We start from the raw sequence: 17,838 nt of genomic DNA on the forward strand, positions 1-17,838 counted from the left end.
ATAAACATATATATTTATAGATGGTTTTATAATTCATATGAAAAGAGGGAAGATAGTATGAAATTAATATGGTTGATAGTAGCAATCTTATTTGGAATAGCTGAGATGTTGACGCCAAGCTTAACTCTGATATGGTTTAGTGTAGGAGCTGTAGTACTTATATTTTTAAGTAGTTTTATAGAGAGTATATTCTTACAAATTCTAATTTTTGCAGTAATCTCTATAGCTATGTTGGTTGTGGCTACTAAAAAGATAGTAAAAAAAGATAAAGGTTATAAATCTAACACTAATTTACAAGCGATGATGTCTAAAAAAGGTATTGTTACACAAGAGATTTCTCCAAATAACACAGGTCTAGTTGTAGTTGAACATGAAACATGGACAGCTATTTCTATAGATGGTGAAAAAATAGAAAAAGATTCTACAGTAGAAGTATTGAAGATAGAAGGAGTAAAACTAGTTGTTAAAAAAGTAAACTCTACAACTAGTGTGACAAATCAATAGAATAAAGGAGGATTTATAGTATGGGTATTAAAATTATTTTAAGTATTGTATTAATAGTAGTAGTCGTAGCAATGAGTTTAACTTGTATAAGAGTTATAAAACAATCTAAAGTAGGTATAATAATGAGACTTGGTAAGTTTCAGAAAGTAGCTGATACAGGCGTACATTTCTTAATACCATTTTTAGACCAGATGGCATATGTAATTGATTTGAGAGAAATTGTAATAGATTTCCCTCCTCAGCCAGTTATAACTAAAGATAATGTAACTATGCAGATTGATACAGTTGTATATTATAAAGTTACAGACCCAGTTAGATATGTGTTTGAGATAGCAAATCCAATAGCTGCTATTGAAAACTTAACAGCTACAACATTAAGAAATATAATTGGTGAACTTGACTTAGATGAGACATTAACATCAAGAGATATAATAAATGTAAAAATGAGAACTATCCTAGATGAAGCAACAGATAAATGGGGGATAAAAGTAAATAGAGTAGAGTTAAAGAATATAATGCCTCCTCATGATATTCAAGTTGCGATGGAAAAACAGATGAGAGCAGAAAGAGAAAGAAGAGAAGCAATTCTTCAAGCAGAAGGTAACAAATCAGCTGCAATATTACAAGCAGAAGGAGAAAAACAATCTGCAATATTAACAGCAGAAGCTAGAAAAGAAGCTATGGTACGTGTAGCAGAAGGAGAAAAAGAATCTGCTATCTTGGTTGCAGAAGGTGAAGCTGAAGCTATAAGACAAACAGCTATTGCTAAAGCACAAGGTGAAGCTGAAATGATAAAAAGAACTCAATTTGCAACAGCAGAAGGTCTAAAATTAGTCTTTTCAGCAATGAAAGAGTCTGATATTGACAATAATATTTTAGCATTAAAATCTATGGAAGCACTTGAAAAAATGGCTGAAGGTAAGTCAACAAAACTAGTTTTACCTTCAGAAGCAGTTAACTTCCTAGGAACATTTAAAGGAATAAAAGAAGTTATGAGTGACGATAACAAAGAGATATTAGATGTAAAAGAAATTATAGATAATAATGATTCATTAAAAAAATAAAAGAGTTTTGTTATTACAGGAAGGAAATGGAAACTAAAGGTCGAATTAATTAAATATAGTATAAAAATGCACGTTGAAAAGAAGAAGACTTATAGCTTTTTAAGTCTTCTTCTTTGTTTTTATTTAAAAAATAATATTATAAAAACAAATTAACAGAATTTTTATACAATTTATCCTTTACTAATATAAAAAGTGTTATATAATAATATATAAAACATATAGGCAATGAGAATGATTTTAATTAATCTATTTATGGCATTAAGAAATATAGTTATAAAAATAGCAATATTGCTATTAATAAAACTAATAATCTAATTATAATTTTATGATTTATTGTTTAGATAACATCAAAGAATTGTTAATGAAAAAACAATATTAGCTATTAATTATTTAAAATTTTTTGGACAATTATTTAACAAATCTAAAGTTATGTTTTATTATCATGAATTTAATGAATAAAAAAATAAGTATATCTATAGGGCATAAAAAAAATCATAAAAAATGTTTTTTATATTTGTTAAATAAAATTTGTATTATTTTTTAACTAAGAATTGAATATTAATAAATACTATAGTGTTTATGGAAAATAATGTATACGTAAATAAGCACATTATGGGGTATACATTATATCAATTGTATAGTTGATATTATTTTATTTTTATTAAAGTATCATTTGAGCAAAATTTATACACAGCATTTATTGACTGATAGAGTTTATAAAAGTAAAAATGCAATTATAAATATTAATTACTAGATGAGGGGAGTGTCATTAAATGAAAAAAGAGATGTTAGCTATGATTTTGGCAGGAGGGCAAGGTTCAAGGCTAGGTGTTTTCACAAAGAGAATTGCCAAGCCAGCCGTGTCATTTGGAGGAAAGTATAGAATTATCGATTTTGTGTTAAGTAATTGTTCAAACTCTGGTATTGATACAGTTGGTGTTTTAACTCAATATAGACCGTTGATATTAAATTCACATATAGGTATGGGAAGTCATTGGGATTTGGACAGAATAAATGGTGGTGTATATGTTTTACAACCATTTATGAATGAAAAAGAAGGTAATTGGTATAATGGTACAGCACATGCAATATATCAAAATATGGATTTTGTAGATACTTATAATCCAGAATATGTATTAATACTATCTGGTGACCATATATATAAAATGGATTATAGTAAGATGTTAAAGTTTCATAAAGAAAAAGGCTCTAAAGCTACAATAGCAGTAATTGAAGTTCCTTGGGATGAGGCTTCTAGATTTGGAATAATGAATACAAATGAAGATTCAAGTATCTATGAATTTGAAGAAAAACCAAGTGAACCTAAGAGTAATTTGGCATCTATGGGAGTGTACATATTTGATTGGAAAATGTTGAGAAGTTATTTTAAAGAAGCAGAAAAAAATTCAGAAATAAATTATGATGATTTTGGAAAGAATTTAATACCTAAAATGTTAGAAGATAATGTTGGAATGTATGCTTATCCATTTAAAGGTTATTGGAGAGATGTAGGAACTATACAAAGTTTATGGGATGCTAATATGGATATAATAAAATCTCCAGAAACACTTGATTTAGCAGACCCTAAATGGAAGATATATACAAATACTATGGCAATGCCTCCACAATATATAGGCAAAAACGCAAATGTTCATAGATCAATGATAGCAGATGGTTGTAGAATTTTAGGAGAAGTAGGTAACTCTGTATTATCACATGGAGTTATTGTTGGTAAAGGAAGTAAAGTAATTGATTCAGTAATAATGCCAAATGTTGTAATAGGTGAAAATGTAACTATAGAAAAAGCTATGATAGGTGAGTGTGCAACTATAAATGATAATGTTCAGATAAAAAATGTAAATAATGAAATAAATGTAGTTTCTGAATATGAAAATATTGAACCTAGATGCGTATTAATAGAAGGAGGCCTTTAAGATGAGAAATGAATGTTTAGGCATAATAAATTTAAACAAAAAAGGGGACCCAGCAATAAACAAACTTAACTATGGAAGACCAATAGCATCTACACCAATAGCTGGAAGATATAGAATAATAGATTTTGCTTTATCTAATATGATAAATTCAGGAATCACTAAAGTTGGAATCTTTGCAAAGGAAAAATACAGATCATTGACAGACCATATAGGTAGTGGGAAAGATTGGGATTTAAGTAGAAAAAAAGGTGGCTTATCAATTTTTAGTCCAGAAAACACTAAGTATAGAAATACTTATTCACATAGAGAAGGTGACATATACACTATCTTAGCTAATCTAGATTATATAGAAAAGAGTGAAGAAGAATATATTTTAATAGCTCCTAGCTATATGCTATGCAACTTAGACTATTCTAAAGCATTGGAATATCATAAAAAATCTCATAATGATATAACTATAATATATAAAAATGTAAATAATGCAAATAAAGATTTTGCTGGTAATTTAACTTTGAATTTAGATAGTAACAATAGAGTAATAAATGTTGGTAATAATTTAGGGAAATTCCCTAGAGCTAATATATGTATGGAAACTTATATTATGAAGCGTGAAGATTTTGTAGAATGTATATATAATATTGTAAATAAAGGCAATTATTGTTATTTAGAAGAATTTATTATTGAAGAAGCAGAAAACATGAAAGTAGGAGCTTATGAGTATACAGGATATCTAAAATGTGTAAATTCTGTCGAATCATATTTTGAAATGAGCAAAGATTTATTAAATTTAGAAATTGCTGATGAATTATTGTATTCTGAAAGAAAGATATTTACAAAAGAAAAGAATGAATCTCCTACAATTTATACAGATAGCGCCAAGGTAGAAAATAGCTTTATAGCATCAGGTTGTCTAATTGAAGGTACTGTAAAAGATAGTATTATATTTAGAAAAGTTAATGTTGAAAAAGGAACAGTTATAGAGAATTCAATAGTAATGCAAAATTGTGTAATAAAGTCAAATGCAAAATTATATAATGCAATATTAGATAAAAATACAAATATATCAAATGGAAAAGAGCTAAGAGGAGATGAAAAATATCCTCTTGTAGTAGAAAAGAATACAAACATATAAATATATTTTTTAGAAGGGGGAATGACTAGTGAAGGTTTTTTATGTAACAGCAGAGTGTTGGCCCTTTGCAAAAACTGGAGGATTAGGGGATGTTTCTTATGCATTGCCTAAAGAATTAAAAAAAGAAGGTGTAGATGTAAGGGTTATAATGCCTAAATATTCAACTATACCAAGTTATTTAAAAGATCAACTAAAAGAAATAGCTGTGTTTAGTGTACATGTTGGATGGAGAAATCAATATTGTGGACTTTTAGAAATGGAATTGGATGGTGTCAAATTTTACTTTATAGATAATGAATTTTATTTTAGAAGAGAAGATGAAAGAGACAGTATATATGGATATGGAGATGATGCAGAAAGATACACTTTCTTTACAAATGCTGTTTTAGAAGCTATAAGTAGAATTGATTTTTATCCAGATGTAATACATATAAATGATTGGCATACAGGCATGTTACCATTGATTTTAAAAGAGAGATATGCAACCCTTGAGGGGTATAAAAATATAAAAACTATGTATACTATACATAATCTTCAATATCAAGGTGTGTTTGATAAGTTTGTTTTAGATGATATATTAGACTTACCTCAAAAATACTTTGATAATGGAGATATAGAATATTATGGCTCAATAAACTTTATGAAAGCTGGAATAAATTTTGCAGACAAAATTATAACTGTTAGTCCTACTTATGCAAATGAAATACAAACCTCATTTTATGGAGAACAATTGGATGGTTTGCTTAGAAAAGAGTCAGGAAAATTAAAAGGAATATTAAATGGTATAGATTATGATTTAAATGACCCTGCAAAAGATAAAGATATATTTGTTCACTATGATGTAGACTCTATTGATAAAAAGACAGAAAATAAATTGAAATTACAAGATATTTTAGGGTTGAAAAAAGATTCGACTATTCCATTAATAGGAATAGTTTCAAGATTAGTTTCTCAAAAAGGTTTTGATTTAATAGCATATATGATGCCTGAGCTTATGAGAGAAGACCTACAAATTGTTGTTTTAGGAACTGGAGAACATCAATATCAATCGATGTTTAATTATTATGATTCTAATTTTTCAGATAAAGTATCAGCTAGAATTACTTTTAATACATCATTAGCTCAACAGATATATGCTGCAAGTGATATATTCTTAATGCCATCATTATTTGAGCCTTGTGGTATAGGACAAATGTTAGCTATGAGATATGGTTCTTTGCCAATTGTTAGAGAGACTGGAGGGCTTAAGGATACTGTAATGCCTTACAATAAATTTACTGGTGAAGGTAATGGATTTAGTTTTAAAAATTACAATGCTCATGAGATGTTTTTCTGTTTGAAAAATGCAATCAAAGTGTTTAAAGATAAAGAAAAATGGACTAAATTAGTTGAAAATGCAATGAAAACGGATAATAGTTGGAAAAAATCAGCTAAGGAGTATATAGAAACATATAGAGACATATGTGATTAAAGGAGTGGTTTTTTTGGTAACAATAAGCAAAAAGAAATTCAAGCAAAAATTTGAAGTGAAAATGTATAGCTTATATGCACAGTCTATCAAGGAAGCTACTAATGAACAATTGTTAAACGTATTATGTAGTTTATTGAAAGATGAAATAGCAAAAAAGTGGGTTGCTACAAAGTTAGACAAGAAAAAAGAAGTTTATTATTTTAGTCTTGAATTTTTAATAGGAAGACAATTAAAATCAAATTTACTAAATTTGAATATTGAAGAAGAAGTTAGAGAAGGCTTATCTGAATTAGGAATTAACTTGGATGATTTAGTTGAAGCTGAAGTAGACCCAGCCTTAGGAAATGGAGGTCTTGGTAGATTAGCAGCTTGCTTTTTAGATTCTATGGCATCCTTGAATATAAGTGGTCAAGGGTATGGAATAAGATATAAATACGGTTTGTTTGAACAAAAATTTGTAAATGGTTATCAGGTAGAAGTACCTGATAACTGGCTTACAGAAGGACGATATGCTTGGGAAACTGTAAGGCCAAATGAAGCAGCAATGGTGAAGTTTGGTGGAGAGGTAGAATTAGTTAAGGATGGCAGTCATTTAAAAGTAATTCATAAGAACTACCTTCCTGTAATGGCAATGCCTTATGATATACCAATAATTGGGTATCAAAACCAATGTATAAATACCTTAAGATTGTTTAAAAGTGAGATACCAAAGAGAGATTTTGGTGAACTTACTTCAAATGCTCTAAATTATTCTGGTAGCTATGAAGAAGCTTTAAAACATAAGTATTATACTGAGGAAATATCACAGGTACTATATCCAGATGATTCAAATTATGCAGGAAAGTTACTGAGATTAAAACAAGAATACTTTTTTGTAAGTGCAGGGATACAAGATATAATAAGGAAATATAAAAAGAATAAATTGGATATTAGCAATTTATGTGATAAGGTAGCAATTCATATAAATGATACACATCCTACCTTATGTATACCAGAACTTATGAGAATTTTGCTTGATGAAGAAAACTTATCTTGGGATGAAGCATGGCAAATAACTAAAAAAACAGTATCTTACACTAATCATACTATAATGTCAGAAGCAATGGAAAAATGGCCTGTGAGCATGATGAAAGAACTATTACCAAGAATTTACATGATAATAGAAGAAATAAATAGAAGATATGTAGAGGAATTAAATAATAAAGGATATGACCAAGATAGAATAAATAGAATGAGTATAATAAGTTGGGATAACATCAACATGGCAAACTTATGTATTGTCACAAGCCACAGTGTTAATGGAGTCGCTAAGCTTCATACTCAGATTCTTAAAACTGAGGTATTGAAAGATTTTTATCAAGATGAACCAAATAAATTTAATAATAAGACCAATGGAATTGCACATAGACGATGGCTTATAAGTTCAAATCCTCAACTTAGCAATTTAATTACAGATTTAATTGGTGATTCATGGAAGAAAGATACTTTACAGTTAAAGAATATTGAGAAATTTAAAAATGATTCCTCTGTTTTACAGAGACTTGATGATATAAAATACAATAATAAAGCAAATTTAGCAAAACTTATAAAAAATAAATACGATTTAGATATCGACCCAAGTTCAATATTTGATGTTCAAGTTAAGAGATTACATGCTTATAAAAGACAGTTGTTGAATATATTTAATGTACTTCATCTGTATCATGAATTGCTTGATAATCCTAATTTAAATATTGACCCTAGGACTTTTATATTTGGTGCAAAAGCTGCACCAGGATATTATTTAGCTAAATGTATAATTAAATTTATAAATTCTGTTGCAAGTACTATAAACAATGATGTCAGAGTAAGGGACAAGTTAAAAGTAGTATTTTTAGAGAATTATGGAGTATCATTAGCAGAGATAATAATACCAGCAGCAAATGTCAGTGAACAAATCTCAACTACAACAAAGGAAGCATCTGGAACAAGTAATATGAAGTTTATGATGAATGGTGCTATAACTTTGGCGACACTAGATGGTGCAAATGTAGAGATATGTGAACAAGTAGGAAAAGAAAATATGTTTTTATTTGGGCTTAGTGCAGAACAAGTATTAAATTATAATAAGTATGGTGGATATTCTTCACTTGACCTGTATCATTCTAATATGAATATAAAAAGGGTCGTAGATGATTTAATAAATGGATTTATTCCTAATCTAGGAGAAGAAGGAAGAAGCATTTATAATTCACTCACTACTTACAATGATGAATATTTTGTATTGAGAGATTTTGAAAATTATGGTCAAGCTCAGGCTGATATAAATAGGTTATATAGAGATAAAGAAAAATGGAATACAATGTCTTTAGTTAACATAGCTAATTCAGGATTTTTCTCTTCAGATAGAACAATTTCTGAATATGCAAAAGACATTTGGTTTAAAAGGGTGTGATTAGATGGAAGATATAATAGAATATAACTCTTGGGATAAAAATTTTAAGGCTCCGTTTGGAGCTTTAAAATTTGATGAGCAATTGACAATTTATATTAAAGTAAATGAAGGCTATAATGTCGATTCTATTTCCCTAGAAATAAATAAAGAAGAAGAAATGAGAACAATAATTTTAAATGAAGAATTAAGTAATGATAAATTTGGAAAGTGTTTTTGTTGCAAGATGGAAACATTTGAAGAGACAGGTGTTTATTTTTATTATTTTAAAGTTGATTTTGAAATTGATGGTAATAAAAAAACTGTATTTTACGGAAAGAATAGAGAAAATGGATACTCTTGTGAGTATGACTATAATGATATAAATAAATATCAAATTACTGTTTATAAAGATTTTAAAGTACCAACATGGTATAAAGAAGGAATACTTTATCATATATTTGTAGACAGATTTAATAATGGTAACCGAAATGGCAAGGTTGACAATCCTAAAAAGAATAGCTTTATATATGGGAATTGGGAAGATATACCTATGTACATAAAAGATAGTGAAGGCGATATTATAAGATGGGATTTCCATGGTGGTAATTTGAGAGGAATAATCAACAAACTTGGATACCTAAAAAAACTAGGAGTAAGTATACTATATTTAAGCCCTATATTTGAAGCATCTAGTAATCATAAGTATGATACAGGTGATTATAAAAAGATTGACCCAATGTTTGGAGATGAAGATACATTTAAAGAGCTTATAAATAAAGCAAAAGAAAAAGATATGTCAATAGTATTAGATGGTGTTTTTAGTCATACTGGAGCAGATAGTAAATATTTTAATATGTATGGAAATTATAATAGCCTAGGGGCATATCAGTCAAAAGAGTCTCCCTATCATTCATGGTACATGTTTGAGGACTTTCCTAAAAAGTATAAAAGTTGGTGGGATGTTAAGACATTACCAAATATAAATGAACTAGAAGATAGCTATATGGATTATATAATATATGACAAAGATAGTGTTATAAATAAGTGGATAGACATGGGGGTTAAAGGTTGGAGATTAGATGTTGCAGATGAACTACCAACTAAGTTTATAAGAGAGTTAAAAAAGGAACTAAAAAAAGCTGACGATGATTCAATTCTTATAGGAGAAGTTTGGGAAGATGCATCAAATAAGATTAGTTATGGTCAAAGAAGAAGTTATCTATTAGGTGAAGAATTAGATTCTGTTATGGGATATCCTTTTAGAAACAATATGTTTTCTTTTTTAAAAGGAGAAGTTAACTCCTATGAGCTTTGCAATAGATATATGCAGATTAAGGAAAATTATCCAAAAGAATCATTTAAGTCTAATTTAAATTTAATTGGAACACATGATGTTACAAGAGCTAAAACTGAATTGAATTATGATGTGGATTTAGTGAAGCTTGCAGTAGTTGTACAGATGACCTTTGAGGGTGTACCATATATATACTATGGAGATGAAGCAGGTCTTTGTGGAGGTGTTGACCCAGATAATAGAAGAACATATCCATGGAAAAATGAAGATGAAGAAATGCTGAGTTTCTATAAGGATATTATAAAAATTAGAAATAAAAATAAAATTTTAAGCTCAGGAGATACAGAATTTATATATACAGAAAATGATTCTGTGTTTGCTTTTATTAGATTTAATGAAAATAATGATAGAGTATTAATTTTGGTAAATAGAAGTGAGAACATTGAAAGAATATCATTAAATATAGATGGTAGTTTTATTGAGGAAATACCAATAAAGTATAGCCCTAAAAATGTAAATACTATTACACAAATTGAAAATAATAAATTGAGAATTGATTTAGAAGCAAAATCATTTGGTGTTTTTAGAATAAATTAAAGACTCTATTAAAAAAATAAAGAGAAAGTAAAAATGTAGAAAAAATTTTGATAAATCAAAACTTTTTCTACATTTTTTGTTTAAATTACTATAAAAATTTTAGTATTTCAAAATAGTACAAAGAAGTATAAAAAATATCATAATTGTGATATTATATAAATGAATAAGATAAAACTGAACCTCTCTACCAAAGTTGGTGGGAGATTTAACTTTTATAATCTTAATATGGAGGAACGTCTTATGAAGGTAGATCCACTTACAACTCAAGTATATGACTATATATCAAAGAAAATCCAAAATGGAGAGTATGAAGCTAATCAGAGAATTACTGAATCTGAGATTTGTAACTCTATAGGAGTTAGTAGAACACCAGCAAGGGAAGCACTAACGAGGTTGGCGGGTGAAAATTTACTAGAAAAGATACCTAATAAAGGGTTTGTGGTAAAAGAATTTCAAGAAAAGGAAAAACTAGACACCTATTCTGTAATTGGAGTATTGGATGCTTTAGCAGGTTCTTCAGCATTACAAAATTTAACTGAATCGGACCTAATAAAAATGGAAGAATTAACAGAAATGATGACTATATCTATAAAGTATAAAAATTACAGCAATTATTTAAAATTAAGTAACGAATTTCACGATATATACATAGCTAAATCAGAAAATCAAGTGTTAATAAATCTATTGAATTCTTTAAGATATAATTTTATGTCAAAGTCATATACTAGTAATAATGAAGATGAGTTATATAAAATGTTGACATACAGTAATAATCAACATATTGAGGTAGTAAAATTTATGAAAGAGAATGATTTAGAAAATGTTGAAAGAATTCTGAGGGAACATTGGAAAACGATACCTGTATCAGAGATGGAATAAAGAGAAGCTTTTATAAAGTTTCTCTTTATTTTTTTATATAATATTCATATTTTTTATTAATTATTAATGGAAAAATATAAATAAAATTAATTATAAATATAATTAATTTATGTTGATGTTTGTAGAGTAATATAGTATCATTTTAATGCAAAATATAAAGGGGGAGATTATATAAAAACATATTTTTCAATAGGTGAGGTATCTAAGCTTTTTGGATTATCAATAAAAACTCTGAGATACTATGATAAAATAGGGATACTAAAACCAGCATATGTAAATCAAGAAAATAAATATAGGTATTATTCAAGAGAACAGTTTATGAGTATAGATGTAATTAAGTATTGCAAAATTATGGGAATGACTCTTGAAGATATAAAAAAATTGATTGACTCAGATGGTTCAATAAACTCTATGTTGAATACAATTAATGAACAGAAAAAAATGATAGAAAATAAAATAAAAGAATTGTCAGATGTAAAAAAATACTTAAATGATATAGAAGCTAATGTAAATGAATTATTAGAATGTGGTTTAAATAAGGTATTTATAAAATACAATAAAGAAAGAAAAGTAAGTGTTTATAAATGTGATTCAAAGGATGAAGTTGAGTTTGAGATGTATCTTAGACATGTTATTTTACACATTCAAGATAAATACAACGATGTCTATCCTATAATATCAGGTAGTATTTCTTATGAAAAAGTAATTAAAGAAGGAAGTACATTGCTATATGATAACATAGTTGATTTTACAAAGAGAGACAATTATGAAAATGAATATATTTTGCCAGAAGGAGAATATCTAACTATACTATATGATGATAATTGGAATAATGCATATGATTACTATCAAAAAATAATAGATTATGTTAAGGATAACAATATAGAAATTGTTGGTGATTTTAATGAAATATGGATACTCTCTAGAGTCGACTCAGATTCAAAAGAAAAGACATTAGTTCAGTTAGAAATAAGAAAAAAATAGTATACAAAAAAACTTGACTCTCCCCTCAGAGGATATATTAATATTTTATATAGTGGAATAATAATTATCATAATAATATATAGAGGGGAGATTTATAATGATAAAAAAATTTTTAGAATATGCCATACCATCAGCTCTTGCCATGTTTGTATCATCATTTAATACTATATTAGATGGAATATTCTTGGGTAAAGGACTAGGTGACGCAGCACTTACAGCTGTTAGTATAGTAGTGCCTCTTGTTATGGTGTTTTTAGGGTTATCTAGTTTAATGGCAGTTGGAGGAGGAGCATTAGTATCAAAAAACTTTGGTTCTGGAGATGATGAAAGGGCTATAAATATATTTAGGCAAGTTATAAAAATTTTAATATTGGGTAGTTTATCTCTTACAATATTTTGTATACTTTTTTCAAGTCATATTGTTAGATTTATGGGAGCGACTGAAAGCTTAGTTGGATTATCTTCTGAGTACTTAACCTTTTATGCTGTTTTTTGTCTTCCAAACTTGTTGGGGCTTGTTTTTTGCAGTTTTTTAAGAAATGATGGAAGACCAAAGCTTGCAATGATAGCTACTTTGTCAGGGACAATTTTTCATATAGCTTTGAATTATATATTTATATTTAAACTTGGATTTGGTATAAAGAGTGCAGCAATTGCAAGTGGATTAGGTCAATTATCAACACTTATAATAATGCTACCTCATTTTGTATTTAAGAAAGGCAAATTGTCTTTTGGGTCAGCTAAAATAGAAAAAGATGTCTTAAAAGAATTATTTACAATAGGGTTTCCTTCATTTTTCGCAGAATGTGCTTTTTCAATAATAATACTTGCACATAATATAGTTTTAACAAGAGTGGCTGGAGATGTAGGTCTCTCAGCTTATGCTGTAGTAAACTATATAACTACAAATATTTATAATCTTCTAATGGGAATAACTTTAGGAGTTCAGCCACTTATAAGCTATAATTTTGGTTCCAAAGAAAGTAATAAAATGTTAAGTTATTATAGTATGGCGACGAAGATGAGTTTTTTTGTGTCTATAATATTTACAATAGTATGTTTCTTGTTTGGAAGAGAGATTATAAAAATATTTACAAGTGATGAAGAAATTATCTTAATGGCATATGTTGCACTTAATATGGCTAATATAGCTTACCTTATGATTGGAAAAAATTTAACAACAACTATGTATTATCAAGCAATAGAAATGCCAATACATTCTAATGTTATAGGAGCTTTGCGTTCAATTTTGCTTTTACCTATTATATTGATTATTTTTTCTAAATTATTTGGAGTAAATGGAATATGGATAAGTATGGCTATTTCAGAGCTTTTAACAGTTTTGATTATAAGTAAAGCAGTGAATATAAAGGAATGTACAAAAAATGCTATAAGTTTATAGTATTTAATATTATAAATTATATGATGAAGAGTTGTCTTAAAGCTGGCCTTTTTAATCAAGTTTTAAGTTCAACTCTTTTATATTTTTTATAAAAATTTTCCTCATTAATACAACACTCAACAGGAATGTGTTATTTGATAATAGATTTAAAGATAATCTTTCTTTTACATCACACTAATTTGAAAGATAAGTATAGGTATTCTTTTTCTTAAATATATAAAATACTGCCACAATGAATCCAAGAATTTCTGCTGCAGGAACTGCCATCCAAACACCAAGTTCTCCAAATATATTAGGAAGAATAAGAATAGCACCTACAATAAAAATGAAAGTCCTTGAAAATGATATAATGGCTGATGTCTTTCCATCTGAAAATGCAGTAAACATTGCAGAAGTAAAAACTCCTAATCCCATAATAATAAAAGATAGAGAGTAAATAGAAAATCCATGAAGTGTAATATCATAAACACTACTATTTACTGGAGTGAAAATTGTGATTGCTTTTGTTACTGTCAAATGAATCAAAAAGTTTGCTAATACTGTACTTATGAGCAAAAAAACAATACTGCTTTTAAATATACTCTGCAACTGCTCTTTGTCATCATTTCCATATTTGAAACTTATGACAGGTGCAATTCCATTAGAATATCCAAAATAAAGAGCAGTGAATATATATTGAAAATAAAGTATGATTGTAATGGAAGCTACACCATCTTCTCCATAAAATTTTAATAGAACATAATTAAACAGAAAAGTTATTACAGCATTGGCTAAGTTTGTTACCATCTCAGATGAACCATTTGTACAAGATTTTATAAGTACTTGCCAATCCATTTTAGGTTTTACAAAGCATAATGAATTTTTTTTAGATGTAAAGAAAAATAACAAGCCCACGATTGCAGGAATACAATAACTTATTCCTGTGGCAATTGCCGCACCATTTACACCTAGATTAAAGGGCGCCATAAAAATATAATCTAAGACAATATTTGTAATACCAGCTAATAAAGTAACGACTAATCCTAATGTTGGTTTTCCTACTGTAACAAAGAACGTTTGAAAAGCCGTTTGAAGAAAGAAAGCGGGAGCAAATGAAAATATAATTTTTGCATAACAGATAGTTAAGGGAGACTGAATAGGACTTACACCTAAAAGTGAAATAATTTTATCAATGAAAACATTCCCTAGAATCGCAATCAAAATTCCTATTAAAAGCTCTATAGCAATTAAAAAACTAAGATTTTCCTGTGCCTCTTTTTGTTTACCTTCGCCTAATTTTCTTGCAACTATTGCACTACCGCCAGTTGCAATCATAATTGCGATTGCCATTTCAAAGCATATTGCAGGATAAAACATATTAACAGCAGATAAAGCAGTCGTGCCAATTAATCGTGATACAAACATTCCATCAACAATAATATACATAGATAAACTAATCATCATCACAATGTTAGGTATTGCAAATTGTAATAATGAACAAAAGGAAAACTTTTTAGCTAAAACATTATCCATTATTGATTTCCTCCTTGAGTAATTCATAATATTTTGTGTTACTCACAATAAGATGATTTATCAATTCTTCTCCTAATTGCTCCATTACCTTTTCTTCCATTTGAAGTAATGGCTTTAATATTTCGCAAGCAAAATCACTTCCTTTAGGTGTAAATGTAATCAATCGTTCCCTTTTATTTTCTTCATTTGGGGTAATTAAAATATAGCCCTTTTTTTCAAAATCAAATAAAATTCCATGAACTGTTTGTTTGGGTAAAGCCCACCAATCACATATTTGTTTTTGAGTGCATGTCTTAAAATCATACAAGGTATATAAAACAACCAAAGAATTGTAATTTAACTTATTCTTTTTCGCCCATATCCTATATAAATCCAATGTACTGCTTAAAGCAGAGTTTACAAGTCTGATTTGTTTTCTAATATCCATAATATCCTCCTAATAGTACTAATCGGTACTTTATGTAGTATAGTACTGATTAGTACTATTGTCAATAAGAAATAAAAATTATCTTCCTTAACTATTTGTCATTCTAAATAAGATTGTTTTGTCATATCAAGACACTTTTATTCGTTGTAAATCTTTCTTTTGTGTTTCGGTGTTTTCCTAGTAAGTGTAGTACTTATGTGAATAATCTTAATTTTGTATCTGTTTTTGTTTATAAAAATAGAGTTTATTTCATTAAATAAAAAAAATTTAATGAATTTTAACAGAAAATAAAAATACAAAAATAGGTAATTTATTTAGTCTAACTAAACCAGAAATTTTGACATATGAAATGAGAATAATATAAAAGTTTAGTAATAAAATACTTACAACTTAAGAATATTAAACTTAAAGGCTTAGTAAATCTCAAAAAAATAGAAATATTAAAACAATAAAAAATAAAAAAAGTTTATAAATACTAATTTTTAAAAAAAATAATATAAACAATAAAAAATAAAAAAAGTTTATAAATATTGACATGACTAATGTGTGAGTTTTTGAGTAGAGCAAAAAAAACACTTGTAAAAAGTATTGAATGTTAATATAATAAATATCATGAGTTTAATAAAAGTAAAAATAAAAAATAGAAATAATAAATAAAAAATACGATAATTATCTGAATATAGAGAGGGGATGAATTTAAAATCATGGATAGTGAGTCTGCAAATGCGGTTGAATTGAGCTATGAATGTGCTCCATTATTAGAGTCTTTAAAGGAATACTCAGAAAAAGATATAGCTTGTTTTGATGTGCCTGGACATGTAAAAAATAGAGGTGTAGATATATTAAATAAATATCTAGGTGAAAATCTCATGAAAATGGATATAAATTCATCACCAACTATGGACAATGTATCTGCTCCAAATGGAATTATAAAAAATGCACAAGATTTGTTAGCACAAGCATATATGGCTGATGAAGCATTCTTTATAACCAATGGTACAACTCAGGCAATACATGCAATGATTTTAAGTGTGATAAAACCAGGTGAAAAGGTATTACTTCCAAGGAATATACATAAATCAGTTATAAATGCACTAATACTTTGTGGAGGAATACCAATATTTATACAACCAGAATTTGATGAACAATTAGGTATAAGTCTAAATATTACTCTTAAAAAAATTAAAGTGGAGATAGAAAAAAATTGTAATATAAAAGCATTATTTTTCCTTAATCCAACTTATTATGGGGTTTGTGCTGATATTGAAAATATCATAGAGTTATGTCATCAAAATAATATTTTGGTGTTAGTGGATGAAGCTCATGGAGCTCATTTTCCATTCCATATAGATTTACCTCCTTCTGCAATAGGCTTAGGAGCTGATATGGTAGCTGTAAGTATACATAAAACTGGGGGAGCATTAACACAGTCTTCAGCACTTTTGATGAATAGAGACAATATAAAATTTGAAAAAGTTCTTCAATCAATAAATATGTTACAGTCAACGTCAGCATCTTATTTGCTTATGGCAAGTATAGATGGTGCTAGAGCAAATCTAGTTGAGAATGGAGAAAAGCAATTATCAAAAGCACTAAATTTATCTAGGTATGCAAAATCAAGATTAAACAAAATTGATGGAATAAAAGTTTTATCTACTGAAATATTAAAACAAAAAGGTGCCAAATTTATAGATGAAACAAAACTATGTATAAATGTGAAAGAATTAAATTTAACTGGATTTGAAGTCTATGACTTATTATACAAAAATTTTTCAATTCAAGTAGAATTAGGAGATTCGTACAATATTCTTGCACTTGTATCTATCGGAACGAATAAGTCTGATATTGATAGATTAGTAAAAGCACTTTCTATAATCGCAAAGGTCTATAGAAAAGAGGTTGCATTAAATGATTTTAATATGGTTCAAATAAATCCAATGATTAAACTTAATCCGAGAGAAGCTTTTTATGCACCAAAAGAAAGTGTAGAACTTGATTTGTGTATAGATAGAGTTTGTGGAGAATCAATAATGGCATATCCACCAGGAATACCAATTGTTGCTCCAGGAGAATTGATAACAAAAGAAATTTTGGAATATATTATTTTCTTAAAAAATAGCAATGCATATCTAACAGATGTGCAAGACAAAGATTTAGATAGAATACTTGTAATAAAATAAATTGATTTATTTAGAAAAAATAAGAATAGAGTAAATATATAGAGG

At 27.8% G+C, this 17,838-nt stretch carries 13 protein-coding genes; 11 read left to right on the forward strand and 2 right to left on the reverse strand.

What is annotated here, in order from left to right:
- The first annotated feature begins 57 nt into the window (after positions 1-57).
- From ACTG47_RS04675 to ACTG47_RS04720, 10 genes are all read left to right on the forward strand, one after another.
- A complete protein-coding gene (locus ACTG47_RS04675; protein ID WP_479926295.1) occupies positions 58-504 on the forward strand; it encodes an NfeD family protein in 447 nt (148 codons plus the stop codon).
- Between the two features lie 20 nt (positions 505-524).
- Entirely contained in the window at positions 525-1,568 is a 1,044-nt protein-coding gene (locus tag ACTG47_RS04680; RefSeq protein ID WP_479926296.1) for an SPFH domain-containing protein, read from the forward strand.
- Positions 1,569-2,341: 773 nt separating this feature from the next.
- Positions 2,342-3,502 (forward strand): glucose-1-phosphate adenylyltransferase, encoded by a 1,161-nt coding sequence (locus ACTG47_RS04685; RefSeq protein ID WP_479926297.1) that lies wholly within the window; start codon positions 2,342-2,344, stop codon positions 3,500-3,502.
- Position 3,503: 1 nt separating this feature from the next.
- Positions 3,504-4,634, forward strand: coding sequence for a glucose-1-phosphate adenylyltransferase subunit GlgD (gene glgD, locus ACTG47_RS04690; protein WP_169470357.1), 1,131 nt, complete (start codon positions 3,504-3,506; stop codon positions 4,632-4,634).
- Between the two features lie 28 nt (positions 4,635-4,662).
- Entirely contained in the window at positions 4,663-6,105 is a 1,443-nt protein-coding gene (gene glgA / locus ACTG47_RS04695; RefSeq protein ID WP_479926298.1) for a glycogen synthase GlgA, read from the forward strand.
- A 13-nt stretch (positions 6,106-6,118) separates the two neighbouring features.
- On the forward strand, positions 6,119-8,539 hold the full coding sequence (locus ACTG47_RS04700) for a glycogen/starch/alpha-glucan phosphorylase (RefSeq protein ID WP_479926299.1): 2,421 nt from the start codon (positions 6,119-6,121) through the stop codon (positions 8,537-8,539).
- A gap of 4 nt (positions 8,540-8,543) precedes the next feature.
- Positions 8,544-10,409: a glycoside hydrolase family 13 protein gene (locus tag ACTG47_RS04705; RefSeq protein ID WP_479926300.1), complete on the forward strand. Its 1,866-nt coding sequence runs from the start codon at positions 8,544-8,546 to the stop codon at positions 10,407-10,409.
- 240 nt (positions 10,410-10,649) lie between these two features.
- A complete protein-coding gene (locus tag ACTG47_RS04710) occupies positions 10,650-11,288 on the forward strand; it encodes a GntR family transcriptional regulator (protein ID WP_169470361.1) in 639 nt (212 codons plus the stop codon).
- A gap of 189 nt (positions 11,289-11,477) precedes the next feature.
- A complete protein-coding gene (locus tag ACTG47_RS04715; protein ID WP_479927065.1) occupies positions 11,478-12,272 on the forward strand; it encodes a MerR family transcriptional regulator in 795 nt (264 codons plus the stop codon).
- A gap of 97 nt (positions 12,273-12,369) precedes the next feature.
- The gene (locus ACTG47_RS04720) at positions 12,370-13,674 is read left to right on the forward strand and encodes an MATE family efflux transporter (protein ID WP_479926301.1); all 1,305 of its coding nucleotides are present in this window, start codon (positions 12,370-12,372) and stop codon (positions 13,672-13,674) included.
- Between the two features lie 174 nt (positions 13,675-13,848).
- Here ACTG47_RS04720 and ACTG47_RS04725 read toward each other — a convergent pair whose 3' ends face one another.
- Complete coding sequence (locus ACTG47_RS04725) at positions 13,849-15,213, reverse strand: MATE family efflux transporter (protein WP_479926302.1); 1,365 nt, start codon at positions 15,211-15,213, stop codon at positions 13,849-13,851.
- Positions 15,179-15,613: a MarR family winged helix-turn-helix transcriptional regulator gene (locus ACTG47_RS04730; RefSeq protein WP_479926303.1), complete on the reverse strand. Its 435-nt coding sequence runs from the start codon at positions 15,611-15,613 to the stop codon at positions 15,179-15,181. The genes ACTG47_RS04725 and ACTG47_RS04730 overlap by 35 nt, the downstream gene beginning before the upstream one ends.
- Before the next feature lie 704 nt (positions 15,614-16,317).
- Here ACTG47_RS04730 and ACTG47_RS04735 point away from each other — a divergent pair.
- Positions 16,318-17,793, forward strand: a complete 1,476-nt coding sequence (locus ACTG47_RS04735; RefSeq protein WP_479926304.1) for an aminotransferase class I/II-fold pyridoxal phosphate-dependent enzyme — start codon at positions 16,318-16,320, stop codon at positions 17,791-17,793.
- Positions 17,794-17,838: the final 45 nt, after the last annotated feature.

This window comes from Clostridioides sp. LIBA-6622 (assembly GCF_056716095.1).

Excerpts from the sequence above, each read along its gene's own strand:
- ACTG47_RS04675 (WP_479926295.1), top strand. The coding sequence starts at position 58 with ATGAAATTAATATGGTTGATAGTAGCAATCTTATTTGGAATAGCTGAG.
- ACTG47_RS04680 (WP_479926296.1), top strand. The coding sequence starts at position 525 with ATGGGTATTAAAATTATTTTAAGTATTGTATTAATAGTAGTAGTCGTA.
- ACTG47_RS04710 (WP_169470361.1), top strand. The coding sequence starts at position 10,650 with ATGAAGGTAGATCCACTTACAACTCAAGTATATGACTATATATCAAAG.
- ACTG47_RS04705 (WP_479926300.1), top strand. The coding sequence starts at position 8,544 with ATGGAAGATATAATAGAATATAACTCTTGGGATAAAAATTTTAAGGCT.
- ACTG47_RS04720 (WP_479926301.1), top strand. The coding sequence starts at position 12,370 with ATGATAAAAAAATTTTTAGAATATGCCATACCATCAGCTCTTGCCATG.
- ACTG47_RS04735 (WP_479926304.1), top strand. The coding sequence starts at position 16,318 with ATGGATAGTGAGTCTGCAAATGCGGTTGAATTGAGCTATGAATGTGCT.
- glgD (WP_169470357.1), top strand. The coding sequence starts at position 3,504 with ATGAGAAATGAATGTTTAGGCATAATAAATTTAAACAAAAAAGGGGAC.
- ACTG47_RS04685 (WP_479926297.1), top strand. The coding sequence starts at position 2,342 with ATGAAAAAAGAGATGTTAGCTATGATTTTGGCAGGAGGGCAAGGTTCA.
- ACTG47_RS04725 (WP_479926302.1), bottom strand. The coding sequence starts at position 15,213 with ATGAATTACTCAAGGAGGAAATCAATAATGGATAATGTTTTAGCTAAA.
- ACTG47_RS04730 (WP_479926303.1), bottom strand. The coding sequence starts at position 15,613 with ATGGATATTAGAAAACAAATCAGACTTGTAAACTCTGCTTTAAGCAGT.